Source organism: Pseudanabaena sp. BC1403, assembly GCF_002914585.1.
Taxonomy (GTDB): domain Bacteria; phylum Cyanobacteriota; class Cyanobacteriia; order Pseudanabaenales; family Pseudanabaenaceae; genus Pseudanabaena.
On sequence record NZ_PDDM01000032.1, the window covers coordinates 1 to 16,135 of the forward strand.

Below are 16,135 nucleotides of genomic sequence, written 5' to 3' on the forward strand. Positions count from 1 at the left end.
AAGCGAATATGCTGCCATATTTTATTTCAATTTGGTGATGCTTCTAGTTTACTCTTCTTGTGGCGGGTTTGATCGGAATTTGCTGTAAAAACGTAAAACTGCGTAAGTTTTGCGAATCAAAGTCAAGTTCCAAAAAACTACGCGCCCGACTAGCTGACCTCATTGCAGCCGAATCCGTGCAGGATCTAGTTTATGGAAAGCCTCACCCTTTAAAAGGCGATCGCTTAGGACAGTTTGCTGTATCTCTGGAAGGTGCTGAACGGCTTGTATTTGAACCAAGTAATGCTCAAATTCCATATAAGGAAGATGGCGGTATTGACTGGGCAAAAGTAACTGAAGTCTGTATTGTATTTATTGGAGATTACCATGACTGAACAAGATCTTTCCTTTACTCCAGAATGGGTGTCACCGCCAGGGGATACCATTGTTGATGCGATTGAAGAACGCGACTGGACGCAAGCGCAACTAGCTGAACGTCTGGGCTATACCGAAAAACACGTTAGTTTATTGATTAATGCCAAGGTTCCCATTACTGAAGAGTCTGCCCAAAAGCTATCACGGGTGATTGGCAGTACGCCAGAGTTTTGGCTGCGGAGAGAGGCTCAATATCGCGCTCAATTAGTACAAATTGAAGAAAGAGAGCGTTTACAGTCTTGGGTTCCTTGGCTCGATCGCCTTCCTGTTAAGGATTTAATGAAGCAGGGAGCGATCACCAAGCGACGATTAGATGCTAAAAACAAGCCTGAGATTGTGAAGGAGTTACTTCAACTTTTTGGGGTGGCTTCTCCTGATAATTGGGAAACTTGTTATGAACAAAAGCAGGTAGCCTTTCGCCGCACTCGCAAGGAGCAAAGTAATGTAGGTGCTATTTCAACTTGGTTGCGTTTGGGTGAGATTGAAGCAGAAAAGGCTGAGGTTCCTAAATACAATAAAGCCAAGTTTGAGAAGGCAGTTCAAGAGATACGGAAGCTGACGGTTTTATCTCAAGCGGAATTTATGCCGCAGATGCAGCGCTTATGTAATGAGGCGGGTGTGATTTTGGCGATCGTCCCTGCGATTCCTTGTGCTTATACAAGTGGGGTGGCGCGTTGGCTAAATCCGCACAGAGCTTTGATTCAGCTTTCGTTGTATGGCAAACAGAACGATCGCTTTTGGTTTACTTTTTTCCATGAGGCGGCGCATATTTTGCTGCACGATAAGAAGGATATTTTTCTTGATGATTCTAGTCATGGCGATCGCCTTGAGTCACAGCAGGAGGATGAGGCAAATGCTTGGGCAAGGGAGTTTTTAATTCCATCAGAGTATGATGTGGAGTTATCTGCGCTGCGATCGCGTGAGGATGTGATTAATTTTGCTGAGAGGCTTGGGATTCATGCTGGGATTGTGGTTGGACGATTACAGTATGATAAGGTTATTGAGCATAATAGTAAGCTCAATACTATAAAAGTAAGCCTCGATCTTGAAAGTAGAGAGTTGTAGTTTTAATTATTTTAGCTTTTTCCCTATCATAACAATGGCTGTCAATTGCTATATTAAAAGAGAAAATTGGAATGTATAACCTAACAGACAATCAAAAAAAGGTCGCAAAATGGCTAGTTAAAAATGTTAAAGATGAAAATCTAAACGAGGAGTTTCGCATACAATGGGCTATCATACCTACAGAAGGGGTTTATCAATTCTTGATATTGAATTATAAAGGTACAGAGCAAGAATTAAAAGATATAGGCATAACCAAAGGTAGCTTAAATGCTTTGGCTACAAATAAGCTGCTTCTTTATCAAACTAACCGAGCAACTCATAACAGTACTTCAGAAGACGCTTATAGGCTTCTTATCCCTGAAACTTGGTACTGTACTCTAACAGGTAATATCTATACTGCTGTAGATAATGATTTTAATACTCCAGACACCTCTTTTATCAATTATTTGAACCCTCTAGCTAATCCTAGTGATTTTGACGAGGCACTTACAAAGCGATGTTTTCCCATTTTGGCTACAGGAGGAAGTGATCCAAAACTGTGGGATTCTGCCGTAAGAACCGCAGGAGTGATTTTAGAGGAAAGATTGCGAGATGTTGGGAATATATCTGATCCTAATCAAACAGGACAGAGCCTTGTGAGCAAAGTATTTGGCAAAAATGGAACTTTAGAGTCGAAATTTTCTGTCCCTTCAGAACAAAGTGGGTATCGAGATTTATATGCTGGTATTGTAGGCGCTTTTCGTAATCCATCTGCTCATCGTTTAGTCGATCCCTCTCCAGACGAAGGAGGCGCTTTTATTGTGTTTGTAAATCTTTTATTGAAAAAACTTGAAGACCTTAGATAGTTTCTCAAGTTGCCAAAGCTCAAGTTTAGGGGCATAAAGCTTTAAAAGCAGATGTAGTATTGCGATCGTCTGATAAGCGCGATCGCTAATTTGTATCATTACTTTCAGTAAACAAAGAATCTAAATCTCTATACCCACTTACCACTCGGACAATCTCTATGGAGTTCTCATTCACTCGATAGAAGATGATATAGCCACTCAAAGGAATACCACGCAAAGAAGCCTCTATCTCAGTGTAGGCGCGACCAATATGAGGAAAAGCTGCTAAGTTACGACATTTCTTATTGAAGTCATCAACAAATCTCTCGCCAGCATCAACACTAAACTCAGCAAAATAGTCAAAGATATCATCCAAATCTCGACTTGCTAATGGAGAAATAATGTAGCTTGTCATTGATGATTCTCACGAGCATTACGAATCCGTTCCTTCAACCTTGCCATCACACTTTCACCATCCAGCCCTTCACCCCGATCTAGTTGAGCTAGACCATCAGCCACCTTTTGGCGAGTATCTTGCAGCCATTGTTCGTAATGCCGATCTCTTTCCTCAAGCAACCGAAACGCCTCAAAAATCACCTCATCAGCAGAGTTATACTTACCACTTTTCAGCTTTTTTTGAATAAACTGCTCTTGTTCAATTTTTAAGGCAATACTCATGATTTGCATCCTAAGTCATATAATTATCAGTAATTATAGCAAAAGTATTAAAAGCAGATGTATTTAAACAATCGCCTGATATAGCGATCGCGAATCTATACCACTACTTTCAATTGTAACTAAGCAGAAACAACAGTTTCTTTTACAATTGAAATATCAACACCACGTAATCTGTTAGTTTCAGAAACCACATCGCTAGATTGCAGATCGCTATCCACACCGATCATCAATCCCGCCATCACCAATAAACGATCTGACTGATGGCGAGTATGCAAAGATAACAGCGATCGCGGCTCCACAGGAAAAACTTGCCACCAAGCAAGCAACTCCCTATGCATCATCGCCAGCTCTAGCAGAAACTGCTGTGGAACATTCGGCACGCACCAATCAATAGCTAAAGCTGCCTCACGCAGAGAAAGTTTTGTTAGTTCATCATAAGCAGGAGAATTTGCATAGCGCGATATATTAGCAAGAGTTGAAGCGATATTGCCAATCTGCTGCTGCCAACTTAAAAGTTTAAATCTTTCATACAGACTTTGACGTTCCATTACACCACCTCCAAAAGATAACGAACTATTTTTTCAATTCTCGATTTGAGCTGTAAATCCCTGACTTCCATTATCATATTTTGTTGACGAGGACGAATGTTAATAATTGACTCAAACCCGACCTCTTTCGTTTGAGAATACCAATCCGCACCCCAGGTATTTTCTTGTTGACTACCATCATCTAGCAATAACTGCTCGCAATCAAAATGAAGTTCACCACCACCAGCTAGAATTCCTCTTGATACATCAACTGCAAGTTTAATTCTCAGGTCAAAGAATGGTTCCGCCATTTCTCTGATTTTTTCTAAAGTACTAGGTTCTCAAACGATAATCATAAAAACATCATTATCTTTGGCTAATTGATTGAATATGGCTTAGCCACTAGGATTATAGCAAAAAGATATGTTCTAGAGCGATCGCCATTCTTTAGTGCAAATAAATGAATTTAATCTCGACCTGCCAAGTTAACATTAATCTATAACGCATATCTAAAAAAACAGCCGATCCCAAGATTCCTATGACTAGAACCGAACGCGACTCTATGGGGGAAATGTCCCTACCCGATGACGTTTACTATGGTATCCAAACTGTAAGGGCGATCGATAACTTTAAAATTAGTGGACTTAAGCCTCTGCCTACCTTTGTGGATGCTTGCTTACTGATCAAAAAAGCAACAGCATTAGTAAACGCCGAACTCGGTTGTATTCCTGTCGGGATGGGTATGGCGATCGCGGCAGCAGCAGATGAAATATTAGATGGGCATTTACGCGAACAGTTTGTCGTTGATGTCTATCAAGCGGGTGCTGGTACATCACATCATATGAATATCAATGAAGTATTAGCCAATCGCGCCCTTGAGATTTTGGGTGACGTTAAGGGCAATTACCAAAATGTAAACCCTAATGATCATGTGAATTATGGACAGTCTACTAATGATGTGATTCCTGCAGCGATTAGGATTGGGGCATTATTAGCACTTGATCACGTCCTATTTCCTGCTTTAGCAAATCTCAATGAGCAGCTACGGATTAAGGCGATCGCATTTGCTGGCATCGTTAAATCTGGACGCACCCATTTACAGGATGCTGTCCCCGTCAGACTCGGCGATGAGTTTCAAGCCTATGCGCAGATTATTAGCGATCACGTCAAACGTATTCACCTAGCGGCGAATGATCTCAAAAGCTTAGGTTTAGGTGGTAGTGCCTCTGGTACTGGACTAAATACACATCCGCAGTATTGCGATCGCGTTGCCGAAAAGCTCAGCGATATCACAGGGTTTGAGCTAACACCAGCTAGTAACCTAATGGCAGCAATGCAAAGCATGGCTCCCTTTGTAAATGTATCGGGCGCAATCCGTAACCTTGCTCAAGATACTTGCAAGATTGCTAATGACTTGCGTTTGATGGATTCAGGGCCAAAGACAGGTTTGCGCGAAATCCAATTGCCACCAGTACAACCAGGCTCATCAATCATGCCAGGCAAATATAATCCTGTGATTGCTGAGATGACGAATATGGTTTGCTATCAGGTGATTGGCTATGACACGGCGATCGCCTTTGCGGCTCAGGCTGGTCAATTGGAACTAAATGTGATGATGCCTTTGATTGCCTATGATTTGATTCAGAGTATTGAAATTTTGGGCAATGCGATCGATACTCTCGCGGCGAAATGTATTAGAGGAATCGTTGCCGTTGAGGATCGCTGTCTTGCCTATGCCGAAGGTAGCCTTTCACTGGTAACAGCATTAAATACTCACATTGGTTATCTCAATGCTGCCGATGTCGCGAAGGAATCCCTAGCAACAGGTAAATCCCTACGTCAAGTAGTTTTGGACAAGGGATTAATGACAGAGGAGAAGCTAGCCGAAGTTCTTGATCTTGAGCAAATGAGCCGTCCAAATGGATGAAATCTTAGAGCATGTTTGAGAAGTCCCCTAGCTAGGCATAAATCTCTGCTTTTACCCCCCTTAATCCCCCCTTGCAAAGGGGGGAAACTTAAATCCTCCCCCTTTGCAAGGGGGAGTTAGAGGGGGTAAAAGCTTCTCAAATACCCTCTCAACCCCTGAGTACAGTAAATTTATCAACGGAGAAATAGAAAAATCATGTTAGCAGTAGCAGTATTGGCGGCGGGCAAAGGAACGCGCATGAAGTCAGCGTTACCCAAAGTACTACAACCTCTTGGCGGTAAATCATTAGTTGAGCGAGTTCTCAATGCTACAGATGCGCTACAAGCCGATCGCCGTATTGCAATCATTGGCTATTGCAGCGATCAAGTTCGAGCAGCTCTTGCCGATTATCCCCAACTGGAATTTGCCGAACAAACAGAACAATTAGGCACAGGTCATGCAATTCAGCAACTAATGGAACCTCTGTCTGACTTTACAGGTGAATTAGTAGTATTAACAGGGGATTCACCCTTAATGCGTACAGAAACTATTCAAGCCTTAATTAATAGCCACCGCCAACACAAGGCTTCTGCAACAGTACTTACAGGCATTCTTTCTAATCCAACTGGTTATGGTCGTGTGTTTTGCGATCGCGACATGCGAATCGAAAAAATTATCGAACATCGCGACTGTAATCCTGAGCAGATTCTCAATCAGCGTGTTAGTACAGGTGTCTATTGTTTTGATTGGCAAGAATTGGCTCAGGCTCTGCCAAAGCTCACTACTAATAATGCTCAAAAGGAATATTATCTGACTGAAGTATTTGACTATCTCACCTCAGTTTATGCCAGTGATTTAGAAGATCCCGATGAAAGTCTTGGCATTAACGATCGCATCCAGTTATCTCATGCTTACGAGATCTTGCAAAAAAGAGCGCGAGAAAAATGGATGAAGGCTGGTGTCACCATGCTACTTCCTGAAACAATTACCATTGATGATGAAGTGGAACTTGCGCCGAATGTGATTATCGAGCCACATTCCCATTTACGGGGTAATACTAAGGTTGGTGAAGGGACTACGATTGGGCCTTCAAGTCTATTGTCAAACAGTATTATTGGCGAGAACTGTTCTGTTCAATTTTCGGTGATCGAAGATAGCCAAATTGCAGATAACTGCCGAATTGGCCCATTTGCGCGAATTCGGGGCGAGTCCAATGTGGGTGAAAAATGTCGGATTGGTAATTTTGTGGAACTTAAAAATGCCAAAGTTGGCGATCGCACAAATGCCGCCCATCTCAGCTATTTGGGTGATGTCACACTCGGCAAGCAAGTAAATATTGGTGCAGGAACGATTACAGCTAATTATGATGGCTTCAAAAAGCACCCAACTGTCATCGGCGATCGCAGCAAAACTGGTTCTAACTCAGTTCTCGTTGCGCCCATTCAAATTGGTGAAAATGTGAATATTGCGGCAGGTTCGATAATTGTCGAGAATGTTGAAGATAATGCTTTAGCGATCGCTAGAGCTAAGCAAATTGTTAAACCTGATTATTATGATTCAGAAGGACGGAAAAAGAACTAAATCCTAAAGCTTATCAGGCAGCGCTTTGTGCTGCCTGATAAGCCCGTAATTTGAGATCAAGAGAATTACAAAACATTATCTTGTCCTCTTGTTGCGTTTTTGCTCGTACATCATGCTATCGCCATCAGCTAAAAGATCGTTAATTGATTGATGTCGGCTTGGATCAAACGCGGCTATACCAACACTGCAAGCAATATCGTACCCTCGGACTGTATTTTGGTTATTAAATTCTTCTAGTAATTGCTCTAACCGATGTAAAATCAATTTCGTTTCAACCTGATTAGCATTAGTCAATAAAGCCACAAACTCATCACCTCCTAATCTGCCGATTACATCTGACTGACGGAAAGCATCTTGCAAGATTTTACTGAAATTAATTAATGCAATATCTCCTTCCGCATGTCCAAAGCGATCATTGATTTCTTTAAAGAAGTCTAGATCAAAAAAGAATAGAGAAGCTGGCTTATTCATGCGCTTGCATAGATTTAGTGCATGGATCGCTAAAGAAATAAATCCGCGTCGATTAGAAATTTGGGTCAACTCATCAATAGTTGCTAATTGGGATGAAACTAGCTCTTGAGCTGCCATCTTCCCAAGGTCGCATAGTAGCTCTTTGTCTTCATCACTGAGACTTCGAGGTTCTCGATCAATTAAACAGAGCGTACCAACCTTAATTCCATTAGAGATTACTAGTGGGACTCCCGCATAAAAGCGAATTCTCGGTTCATTAACAACTAGAGGGTTATCATAAAATCTATCGTCCAATGTGGCATCAGAGATTATAAAAATATCGTCACCTAAAATGGCATGACCACAAAAGGATGTATCGCGGGACATTTCCGTTACTTCTAAACCTTGACAGGATTTAAACCATTGGCGATTCACATCGACGAGGCTAACCAATGCGATCGGTACTCCAAATAGACGCTTTGCAATTCTAGTTAGGCGATCAAAGCGCTCTTCTGGTTCAGTATCGAGAATATCTAGAGATCGCAGCATCGTAATACGGCTCTCTTCATTCTCAGGGTGATCTGGGGCTTTCATAGACATTTACTATTTTGCACACTTATGCAAAATAATAGCTTTAAGGATAAGTGGCATGAAAATTACAGTGCTTTACGCTGTAATAAGAACGAAGATCTTTTGTTAAAGTTGTTACTTTACAACATTTTTAACAAAAATTTCATGATTCCTAGCAGGTTTAAATTACTATAAGACTGCTAAAAATTATCAAAATAATTCAATATCATTATAATCAAGCAAGATAGAAGAATTAATAAAATTGAAGTGAAACTAAAAGCTTATTGAGACAACTCATGAGTTATCCAAATAAGCTTTTGTAACAAATCCCTATAGCAGGTGATTATTTCCAGATATTTTCCCAGAATGGGACATCCATAGGATCAGGTAGACTAGAGATGTTCATTTTACGGCGAATATCAGCGATATTCCAACCTGTTAACTTAGATAGATTTTGAGCTTCTTGCTCAAATCGTGGACGTAGCGATCGCTGATATTCTTTACCTGCGTCACAGTTGGTTTCGCCTTTAAACGCATGTCTTAGAACATAGCGCCCTTGGAAAGATTCTTGATTTGAGGTTTCCTTAAATGTTAAGTCTTCGGGGAATTTATCGCGGTTGTAACGAATATGTAAGCGTGTAATAAATACTCGACCATCATTAGTAATGACAGGAGGAAAACGGCGGCTTGATGGTTGAACAGAATCTGAAGAGTCTTGCCAAAAGACACCTGCTTTACGAAGTTCCTCTTGCGAGAGCGGCTCGGCAGAACAAGGATCGCAGCTTGACATATCCCATGCGTATTCTAAGAAAGCAACTTTGCGCCCTTCTTTATTATAAGAAGTCTTGAACATAGACTTATAGAAGTCACCAAATTCACTCTTCACATAGACAGGAATATCATCACCCGATGGCACTTTGATCGTGCGATAGTTGGCTACTTCAGCTTGCCCCTTGGGTGAAAGAATATAGACTAGCAAGTCTTGATCGCCGTTAGCATTTAGCATTCCTAAACGGATTGGCAGCATGAACTTTGGTGATTCATATGCCATCATTAGAGGTCTTAGTGATTGTGATCCTGTTTTATTTAGTTCCGCAATATTCACCTTTGCCACAAAGAACTTCATGTTTTGGCGAATATATGGCTGAAGTATTTCTTTTGCTCCTTGGGGGATTTTGTAATCATTGTCTATTAGCCAAGATTCCAAACCATCAGAGTCTTTGGCACTGAGAATTAGAATGTCATATTCTCCAACTGCAAACTTAGCTTCGATGGTGACTTGATAATTATCACGACGCGCTCTAGATTTGCTTGTAGGAGCAACAGTAGAAGGTAGTGGCACAGGACTTAATAATCCATCGTCCTCATACCTTGCACAGGGATCGGAGTCAAAGTATTCGACTAATCGAGGAGCGCTAAAGGAATCAAGACGATCGATGATTTTCTGTTCGCCGATGCGAACTTGTTCTTTTTTTAACAATACTGGCACTGGCACAACCAGAGCGAAGTCTTTGACATCTCCTTGATAGTCATTTGCCATTGTTAAAACTGTGCGCTTGCCATCACGGGCTATCACAACTTGCGAAGCTTTGTTAAAGAGACTAGCATCGGCTTGTGATACATAAAAGCCACAGAAGGCAAAGACTGCTGGGGAATAGGCAAAGACAACTAAGCAAGAAATGGCAGTACTCAATAGTACGCGCATCCAAACAAGAAATTTTTTCATAATCTAGCCTTGAGAATTAAATATAGGGGTTTTCATTTTGCCTACGGCAAAATGAAAACCCTAAACCCTTACTGTGACTGTTTTTTGCTTTGCAAAATAGCCGTGACTATTTCCAAATGTTTTCCCAGAAGGGAACTTGGACAGGATCAGGTAGACTAGAGATGTTCATTTTACGGCGAATATCAGCGATATTCCAACCTGTTAACTTAGATAGATTTTGAGCTTCTTGCTCAAATCGTGGACGTAGCGATCGCTGATATTCTTTACCTGCGTCACAGTTGGTTTCGCCTTTAAACGCATGTCTTAGAACATAGCGCCCTTGGAAAGATTCTTGATTTGAGGTTTCCTTAAATGTTAAGTCTTCGGGGAATTTATCGCGGTTGTAACGAATATGTAAGCCCCGGCCTTGGAAAGATTCTTGATTTGAGGTTTCCTTAAATGTTAAGTCTTCGGGGAATTTATCGCGGTTGTAACGAATATGTAAGCGTGTGATAAATACTCGACCATTATTGCTTGGGAACGGCATAGGGCGACGAATACGCCCACCTGAAGAAGTGTTTATATTTGAATCCAGCCAAAAGACACCTGCTTTGCGAAGTTCCTCTTGCGAGAGCGGCTCGGCAGAACAAGGATCGCAGCTTGACATATCCCATGCGTATTCTAAGAAAGCAACTTTGCGACCTTCTTTTTCATAGGAAGTCTTGAACATGGACTTATAGAAGTCACCAAATTCACTCTTCACATAGACAGGAATATCATCACCCGATGGCACTTTGATCGTGCGATAGTTGGCTACTTCAGCTTGCCCCTTGGGTGAAAGAATATAGACTAGTAAATCTTGATCGCCGTTAGCATTTAGCATTCCTAAGCGAATAGGCAGCATGAACTTTGGTGATTCATATGCCATCATCAGAGGTCTTAGTGATTGCGATCCTGTTTTATTTAGTTCCGCAATATTTACCTTTGCCACAAAGAACTTCATGTTCTGGCGAATATAGGGTTGAAGTAGTTCTTTTGCTCCTTGGGGAATTTTGTAATCATTGTCTATTAGCCAAGATTCTAAACCATCAGAGTCTTTGGCACTAAGAATCAGAATGTCGTATTCTCCAACTGCAAACTTAGCCTCGATGGTGACTTGATAATTACCACCACGGGTTTTTGCTTCCGTTGCAGGAGCAGCAGATCTTGTTGCGCCCGCAAGGGTTACTCTGTCATAGGCTTCATATCTTGCGCAAGGGTCGGAATCAAAGTATTCGACTAAGCGAGGGGCGCTAAAGGAATCAAGGCGATCAATAATTTTCTGTTCACCGATGCGAACTTGCTTTTCTTTCAGTAATACTGGCACTGGCACAACCAGAGCAAAGTCTTTGACATCTCCTTGATAGTCATTTGCCATCGTTAAAACTGTCCGCTTGCCATCACGAGCTATCACAACTTGCGAAGCTTTATTAAAGAGACTGGCATCGGCTTGTGATACATAAAATCCGCAGAAGGCAAAGACTGCGGGTGAGTAGGCAAAAACGACTAAACAAGCAAGGGCGGTGCTTAAAAGTACACGCATCCAAATCAGAAATTTTTTCATATATCTATCCTTGAAAATCAGTAATATGAGTGAGAGCCCGAAGCGCTCTCACTCATATTGGTTTTAGTTGGAAGGTAAAGCGCTATAGCGTTTGGGTAACCATTGGAATCGTGGTGCATTCCAGATACGATCGCATAAAACTGTGAACGGTGAGATCAGAAATAATGCATAAAACATCGCATCAGCATTGAAAAACACATTGCGGAAAATGAATGCTAAAACTGCGATCGCAAAAGCCCAAATTAACCGCGCCACTTTAGCATTAGGAATGGAACGCGGATCGGTGATCATAAATAAAGCAAATAGCAACAGAGAACCACTAGTTAAGCGATGGGCAAGGACATCCCAAGTCCAACCCAACCATAGATTTCGCAAGCCTTCTAAAATCGCATAGGAAGCTAAAAACATAAAGCTCGTATCCCAACGCCCCACTTTTTTGAGAACGATGCCACCTAAGCCCAGAAAGACTAGCGCATATAGACTATCTTCACCCCATTGTCCGTTAGAAACCCATGCGTGGCTGTTCCCAACAAAACTGTCTAGCAACAAAACTACAACAATCCCAAAGTTGGCGGGATTGAACCAATGTTTGCTATTGGTGCGGAAGATAAATTTGCTTGCGATCGCTAAAAATGAAGCGACTGCGATCGCGCCATAGCTATCGGAGCGCAATAGCAAACTTAATCCCAAGGCGGTAATTGTAGCGCTTTTGAGTGAGAGCCAACGCTCATGCTTTTGTGGTGTTGCTGGCGGAAATATGCTGACCATACATATTTGCGTTAGCCAACAAGTCGCAAAGGTAATTGCGATCGCGATCGGTTTCAGTGACCAATCGCGGGTACATACACCGAGTAGGAAAAAGACCGATAAAAATATAATCTGATAATCGCGAGCATCTTTGAAGAGTGAGGTGCTAAAAGCGAAAAATCTGGAAAGCGATCGCGGCATCGCCAAAGGAAACTTCAATGACTGCATAGCTTTCTGACCAACAATAAAGTTTGCATCAGTATAAGCTCATAGATTTTAGAAATATAGTCTGTTGCATTTTTTGTAACGATCACTCTAAACCCAGCAACATAGAAAGGAGTGCTTTGCGCTCCTTTCTATGTTGCGCTTACCCTATGGCATATATTCTTTGGTTGGTTCTATACCTAATTCTTGCCGCCACTCTATCAATGCTCTCTCCCAATTTTCTTCCCATTTCTTTGCAAAAAAAGGTTTAGCTTTTGCTCCTAGTCGATAACCGATCGCAATTTGCTCCAACAATTTATCCAATTGTTCTGGATGTTTGAATAATGTGCTGAGTAATCCACCAGCAATTAGCACTGCTGACATCGTGCGGTGGGTTTGGGCTAGCTCAAAAGCCTTCAGTCCCAATTCTCCAAATACATCTGTACTAAATCCCGCCACAATGTGCCAAATGTCATGGGTTTGACGCATCCGCAAGAGAAAATAGCTGACATCATCTTCGACTTTAACACGCCGATAGAAGTTAGGGTCAAAACCAGAATCTTTGATATAAGTAGCATAGGTATATCCGAGGGAATCTGGAGATAGTTGCAGCAATGCCTCAAGATTAACCGATGGAGCCAAGTAACGCTCTTGAAAGAGTGCCGCCACTTCGGGTTTCGATTTGACATATTCAACGGCTAATTCTGTAGCTTTAGTGTGCCGCAGCCCGTCTTCTACATCATAAACAGATTCAGTTTGGGTGGGATCTCTCAATAAAGTTACAACTCCTTTTAGAGTTGAGAGAAAGTCAAGGTTTTGCCGCAAATTTGCTAGTGTCATAATTTTTTAAGGTAGCAATTACTTGATTGTACAAAATGACTTCGATGGTTGTAGTTCCGCGATCGCTAAAAATGTCTGCCCCATACCACCTCGCCCCAATAGCTTGACCAAACGATAGCGATTGTCCAGTATCAACTTTGTATCGCAGGTTTGGCAAACTTCTATCCGATAAATTTTAATCAGTGAGTCAATTAAATCTTGGGAGTTTTTTACATCTCCGATTAGGTGCTTGTATCTATCGTTAACCTTGGTAAAGTAATACAGATAACTGTTTGATGCCTAACTATATTCTCAACAATCTCACTAGAACTTTTAATAGAAAATCCCCCTCCATGTATTTCCACAATGCGTTTGGCAATGATCAAGCCCAGTCCATTACCTTGCTGTTCGTAATGCTTGCGCTCAAACTGCATATATGCACCGACATTAGTTATTTGTTCATCGGTCATCCCTCGTCCTTGATCAATAATATGTAGTGTGAAAAGTTTTTCATTGACTCTACTAATTAATCGCACAGGAGTACCAGATTCGGAAAACTTAAAGGCATTCTCGACGATCTCTTCGACTAATTTAGTTAAATATTTGGATGACATCCTAATGATCGCATCTTCTAAATCTAGTTCCAAATCTTTCTTTCTCTTTGCTTTTTCAGCAAAATTATGAGCAGAATAGCAAATTATATCTTTGACATCAGTAAATTCGGGATTATCTTGCCAAACATTAGGACTTGTAGCGATCGCCTCAAGCTCAGAAAAAAATATAAAATTTTTCGCTAATCTATGCAAACGCAGACCACAATCATAAATAGTCTGAATTGAATCAATTGTTTCTCTAGGTTCCATCGATTCATAATAATTTAATAGGAGGTCTGACATCCCTAAAATGCCATGTAGTGGAGTTAGTAATTCATGAGGTAAACAATGAGCAATGTTTAACCTAAAGTTATCTAATTTTGCTGCATTTTCTTGCTTAATTACTTCCTGCTTCTCAATTCGAGTAGAAATTGCTTTCAGTAATTCTTGAGACGTAAATGGTTTTGTTAAATAATCATCTGCCCCAAGCTCCATTCCTTCCCGCATATGAGTTCGAGAGTTTTTTGCCGTCAAGAAAATGAAAGGAATATTCGCAGTTAGGGGATTTTGACGTAATATTTTCAAAACATCAAATCCATCTAGTTCTGGCATCATAACATCGCACAAGATCAAGTCTGGATGCTCTTCTTCTGCCATTTGCAACCCTCCAATCCCATTTTGTGCAGTAATCGCATGGAAATTTTTTAAGGATAGAACCTCTTCGACATCCTCTAAAACTTGTTGATTATCTTCAATAATTAAAATTCGTTTCATGACAACTTGTTCCAATAGCTATATATAATAATTTAGAGGATAGGATGAGCTATTAACTGATTGGCAAAGTAACTTTAAAAACAGTCCCTTGATTGACTTCGCTCTCAACTGCGATTTCACCACCATGCGCATCAATGGCATATTTAACTATTGCTAATCCCAGTCCTGTGCCTGTGATATTTCTGACATTAGCCGCACGATGGCATAGATTAAATATAAAAGGCAAATCTGCTTTAGGGATACCAATACCTTGATCTTGCACCCAAAATGTGACTCTGCCTTTCTCATAGATCAGTCTAAATTGAATATTGACACTATTCTGGGAATACTTAACCGCATTGGACAGAAGATTTGAGAGAATGTAACGAACTAAATCATGGTCTACATATGTTGGTTCAAGATCGCCATGACAGGAAAAATTAATTACTATTGATTCATTCTGTCTATTAGCAGGAAGGAGTTTGATCTCTTCCACTATCTCCAAGCAAAGTTTCTCTAGATTTATCAAGGTCGGATTGAAATTAGATAATCCTAGAGCAAATATACCAAGAGTTAGCATATTCTCAATCAAACTATTCATCTGAATGACTGAATTTTTAATCCGCTTTAAACGACCCACCCTCTTGTCATTTGGGTAGTTAGGTTCCTCCAACAAATCGGTGGAGAGCAAAATATTGGTGAGAAATGTTCGCATTTCATGGGATGCCATAGCAATAAATCGTGATTTGAGATTGTTAAGTTCTTTCTCATTATTTAGCTCTCGATTGATTTTGCTTTTTTCTACCTCTAAGGATTCTGCTTTACGTCGATCGCTATTATCCCAAAGCACCAAAACTGTCCCTTCGATTAACTCTGATAATTTGCGAATAGGCGACGCACTATCACCTACAGGTTTCTTGATGCCATAGCGATCAATGAGTGCAGTATAGTCATTTAGGTAAGCTACTTGTCCAGTTTGCAAAACTTGGGAAACAGGATTCACAACTTCGTCGCCGTTATTTTCATCAATTAGCTGTACAACTTCAGTAACATCTTTTCCTAACGCCTCTGATTGAGTCCATCCTGTTAAACTTTCGGCGGCAGGATTCATGTAAGTAACTGCGGCAACACGATCCGTGGCAATGACGGCATCACTCGTTGATTTCAAGATCGTAGAGAGAAAATCCTCGCGCTCAGCAAGTTGTCTTTCCATCTGACATTTGTACAGCGCCGTTTCGATAACAACACGTAAATCTTGCTCATTGAATGGCTTCACCAAATAGCCAAATGGCTCGGAGTTTTTTGCGCGTTCCAAAGTTGCATCATCAGTATGAGCCGTAATATAAACTACTGGAGTTTGAAATTCTTGGCGCATGATCGTCGCGATCGCAATCCCATCTTGCTCTGATCCTCTTAAAACGATATCCATTAACACTAAGTCGGGGATGTTTTCAGAAACACTAGCGATCGCATCTTCAGAAGAAGTAACTGTATCTGTAACAACATATCCCAACAACGTTAGTTCTTCTGAAATAACTCTGGCAGTAATCACCTCATCTTCAACGACTAAAATTTTGGTTGCCGACATTGCTATGTTTCCCTCGATATTTTTCTTTGAGAAACCATTTAAGAATTATTTTCTGCGGTCAACAGATCTAAGATATCCCCCTTAAAAAGGGGGATTAAGAGGGATATC

The 16,135-nt window shown here is 41.0% G+C and carries 16 protein-coding genes and 1 pseudogene; 5 read left to right on the plus strand and 12 right to left on the minus strand.

Features of this window, described 5'->3' with window-relative positions:
- The first annotated feature begins 59 nt into the window (after positions 1–59).
- The 3 genes from CQ839_RS21280 (at position 60) to CQ839_RS21290 (ending at position 2,324) form a co-directional block, all read left to right on the plus strand.
- The gene (locus CQ839_RS21280; RefSeq protein WP_219817832.1) at positions 60–374 is read left to right on the plus strand and encodes a type II toxin-antitoxin system RelE/ParE family toxin; all 315 of its coding nucleotides are present in this window, start codon (positions 60–62) and stop codon (positions 372–374) included.
- The gene (locus CQ839_RS21285) at positions 367–1,479 is read left to right on the plus strand and encodes an ImmA/IrrE family metallo-endopeptidase (protein ID WP_103670310.1); all 1,113 of its coding nucleotides are present in this window, start codon (positions 367–369) and stop codon (positions 1,477–1,479) included. The genes CQ839_RS21280 and CQ839_RS21285 overlap by 8 nt, the downstream gene beginning before the upstream one ends.
- Before the next feature lie 71 nt (positions 1,480–1,550).
- Positions 1,551–2,324 carry a TIGR02391 family protein gene (locus tag CQ839_RS21290; RefSeq protein ID WP_103670311.1) on the plus strand — a complete coding sequence of 258 codons (774 nt, stop codon included), beginning with the start codon at positions 1,551–1,553 and terminating at the stop codon, positions 2,322–2,324.
- A gap of 85 nt (positions 2,325–2,409) precedes the next feature.
- On the opposite strand, the gene CQ839_RS21295 is transcribed toward CQ839_RS21290, so the two are convergent.
- The 4 genes and pseudogenes from CQ839_RS21295 to CQ839_RS21310 form a co-directional block, all read right to left on the minus strand.
- Positions 2,410–2,718 (minus strand): type II toxin-antitoxin system RelE/ParE family toxin, encoded by a 309-nt coding sequence (locus CQ839_RS21295; protein WP_103670312.1) that lies wholly within the window; start codon positions 2,716–2,718, stop codon positions 2,410–2,412.
- Positions 2,715–2,981, minus strand: a complete 267-nt coding sequence (locus CQ839_RS21300; RefSeq protein WP_103670356.1) for a type II toxin-antitoxin system ParD family antitoxin — start codon at positions 2,979–2,981, stop codon at positions 2,715–2,717. The genes CQ839_RS21295 and CQ839_RS21300 overlap by 4 nt, the downstream gene beginning before the upstream one ends.
- A gap of 119 nt (positions 2,982–3,100) precedes the next feature.
- A complete protein-coding gene (locus tag CQ839_RS21305) occupies positions 3,101–3,529 on the minus strand; it encodes a hypothetical protein (RefSeq protein WP_181016283.1) in 429 nt (142 codons plus the stop codon).
- Positions 3,529–3,831, minus strand: a pseudogene (locus tag CQ839_RS21310) (DUF5674 family protein); the annotation flags it as partial. The pseudogene CQ839_RS21310 and the gene CQ839_RS21305, both read right to left, overlap by 1 nt.
- A gap of 215 nt (positions 3,832–4,046) precedes the next feature.
- Here CQ839_RS21310 and CQ839_RS21315 point away from each other — a divergent pair.
- Both CQ839_RS21315 and glmU read left to right on the plus strand, forming a co-directional pair.
- The gene (locus CQ839_RS21315) at positions 4,047–5,435 is read left to right on the plus strand and encodes an aspartate ammonia-lyase (RefSeq protein ID WP_103670314.1); all 1,389 of its coding nucleotides are present in this window, start codon (positions 4,047–4,049) and stop codon (positions 5,433–5,435) included.
- A gap of 195 nt (positions 5,436–5,630) precedes the next feature.
- Positions 5,631–6,995 carry a bifunctional UDP-N-acetylglucosamine diphosphorylase/glucosamine-1-phosphate N-acetyltransferase GlmU gene (glmU, locus tag CQ839_RS21320; RefSeq protein ID WP_103670315.1) on the plus strand — a complete coding sequence of 455 codons (1,365 nt, stop codon included), beginning with the start codon at positions 5,631–5,633 and terminating at the stop codon, positions 6,993–6,995.
- 75 nt (positions 6,996–7,070) lie between these two features.
- Here the strand turns inward: glmU and CQ839_RS21325 are convergent, their stop codons facing one another.
- The 8 genes from CQ839_RS21325 to CQ839_RS21355 form a co-directional block, all read right to left on the minus strand.
- Positions 7,071–8,039, minus strand: coding sequence for a sensor domain-containing diguanylate cyclase (locus CQ839_RS21325; RefSeq protein WP_103670316.1), 969 nt, complete (start codon positions 8,037–8,039; stop codon positions 7,071–7,073).
- Positions 8,040–8,358: 319 nt separating this feature from the next.
- Positions 8,359–9,741 (minus strand): DUF2330 domain-containing protein, encoded by a 1,383-nt coding sequence (locus CQ839_RS21330; RefSeq protein ID WP_103670317.1) that lies wholly within the window; start codon positions 9,739–9,741, stop codon positions 8,359–8,361.
- A 106-nt stretch (positions 9,742–9,847) separates the two neighbouring features.
- Positions 9,848–11,323, minus strand: a complete 1,476-nt coding sequence (locus CQ839_RS21335) for a DUF2330 domain-containing protein (protein WP_103670318.1) — start codon at positions 11,321–11,323, stop codon at positions 9,848–9,850.
- A gap of 63 nt (positions 11,324–11,386) precedes the next feature.
- Positions 11,387–12,271 carry an RnfABCDGE type electron transport complex subunit D gene (locus CQ839_RS21340; RefSeq protein ID WP_181016285.1) on the minus strand — a complete coding sequence of 295 codons (885 nt, stop codon included), beginning with the start codon at positions 12,269–12,271 and terminating at the stop codon, positions 11,387–11,389.
- Positions 12,272–12,442: 171 nt separating this feature from the next.
- Positions 12,443–13,114 (minus strand): Coq4 family protein, encoded by a 672-nt coding sequence (locus tag CQ839_RS21345; RefSeq protein ID WP_103670320.1) that lies wholly within the window; start codon positions 13,112–13,114, stop codon positions 12,443–12,445.
- A complete protein-coding gene (locus CQ839_RS24890; RefSeq protein WP_146048784.1) occupies positions 13,083–13,271 on the minus strand; it encodes a hypothetical protein in 189 nt (62 codons plus the stop codon). The genes CQ839_RS21345 and CQ839_RS24890 overlap by 32 nt, the downstream gene beginning before the upstream one ends.
- A 64-nt stretch (positions 13,272–13,335) precedes the next feature.
- Positions 13,336–14,460, minus strand: coding sequence for a response regulator (locus CQ839_RS21350; protein WP_103670321.1), 1,125 nt, complete (start codon positions 14,458–14,460; stop codon positions 13,336–13,338).
- A 52-nt stretch (positions 14,461–14,512) separates the two neighbouring features.
- Entirely contained in the window at positions 14,513–16,027 is a 1,515-nt protein-coding gene (locus CQ839_RS21355; protein ID WP_103670322.1) for an ATP-binding protein, read from the minus strand.
- Between the last annotated feature and the right edge of the window lie 108 nt (positions 16,028–16,135).

Coding starts and splice junctions, on each gene's coding strand:
- CQ839_RS21285 (WP_103670310.1), top strand. CDS start 367: ATGACTGAACAAGATCTTTCCTTTACTCCAGAATGGGTGTCACCGCCA.
- CQ839_RS21290 (WP_103670311.1), top strand. CDS start 1,551: ATGTATAACCTAACAGACAATCAAAAAAAGGTCGCAAAATGGCTAGTT.
- CQ839_RS21295 (WP_103670312.1), bottom strand. CDS start 2,718: ATGACAAGCTACATTATTTCTCCATTAGCAAGTCGAGATTTGGATGAT.
- CQ839_RS21300 (WP_103670356.1), bottom strand. CDS start 2,981: ATGAGTATTGCCTTAAAAATTGAACAAGAGCAGTTTATTCAAAAAAAG.
- CQ839_RS21305 (WP_181016283.1), bottom strand. CDS start 3,529: ATGGAACGTCAAAGTCTGTATGAAAGATTTAAACTTTTAAGTTGGCAG.
- CQ839_RS21315 (WP_103670314.1), top strand. CDS start 4,047: ATGACTAGAACCGAACGCGACTCTATGGGGGAAATGTCCCTACCCGAT.
- glmU (WP_103670315.1), top strand. CDS start 5,631: ATGTTAGCAGTAGCAGTATTGGCGGCGGGCAAAGGAACGCGCATGAAG.
- CQ839_RS21325 (WP_103670316.1), bottom strand. CDS start 8,039: ATGAAAGCCCCAGATCACCCTGAGAATGAAGAGAGCCGTATTACGATG.
- CQ839_RS21330 (WP_103670317.1), bottom strand. CDS start 9,741: ATGAAAAAATTTCTTGTTTGGATGCGCGTACTATTGAGTACTGCCATT.
- CQ839_RS21335 (WP_103670318.1), bottom strand. CDS start 11,323: ATGAAAAAATTTCTGATTTGGATGCGTGTACTTTTAAGCACCGCCCTT.
- CQ839_RS21340 (WP_181016285.1), bottom strand. CDS start 12,271: ATGCCGCGATCGCTTTCCAGATTTTTCGCTTTTAGCACCTCACTCTTC.
- CQ839_RS21345 (WP_103670320.1), bottom strand. CDS start 13,114: ATGACACTAGCAAATTTGCGGCAAAACCTTGACTTTCTCTCAACTCTA.
- CQ839_RS21350 (WP_103670321.1), bottom strand. CDS start 14,460: ATGAAACGAATTTTAATTATTGAAGATAATCAACAAGTTTTAGAGGAT.
- CQ839_RS21355 (WP_103670322.1), bottom strand. CDS start 16,027: ATGTCGGCAACCAAAATTTTAGTCGTTGAAGATGAGGTGATTACTGCC.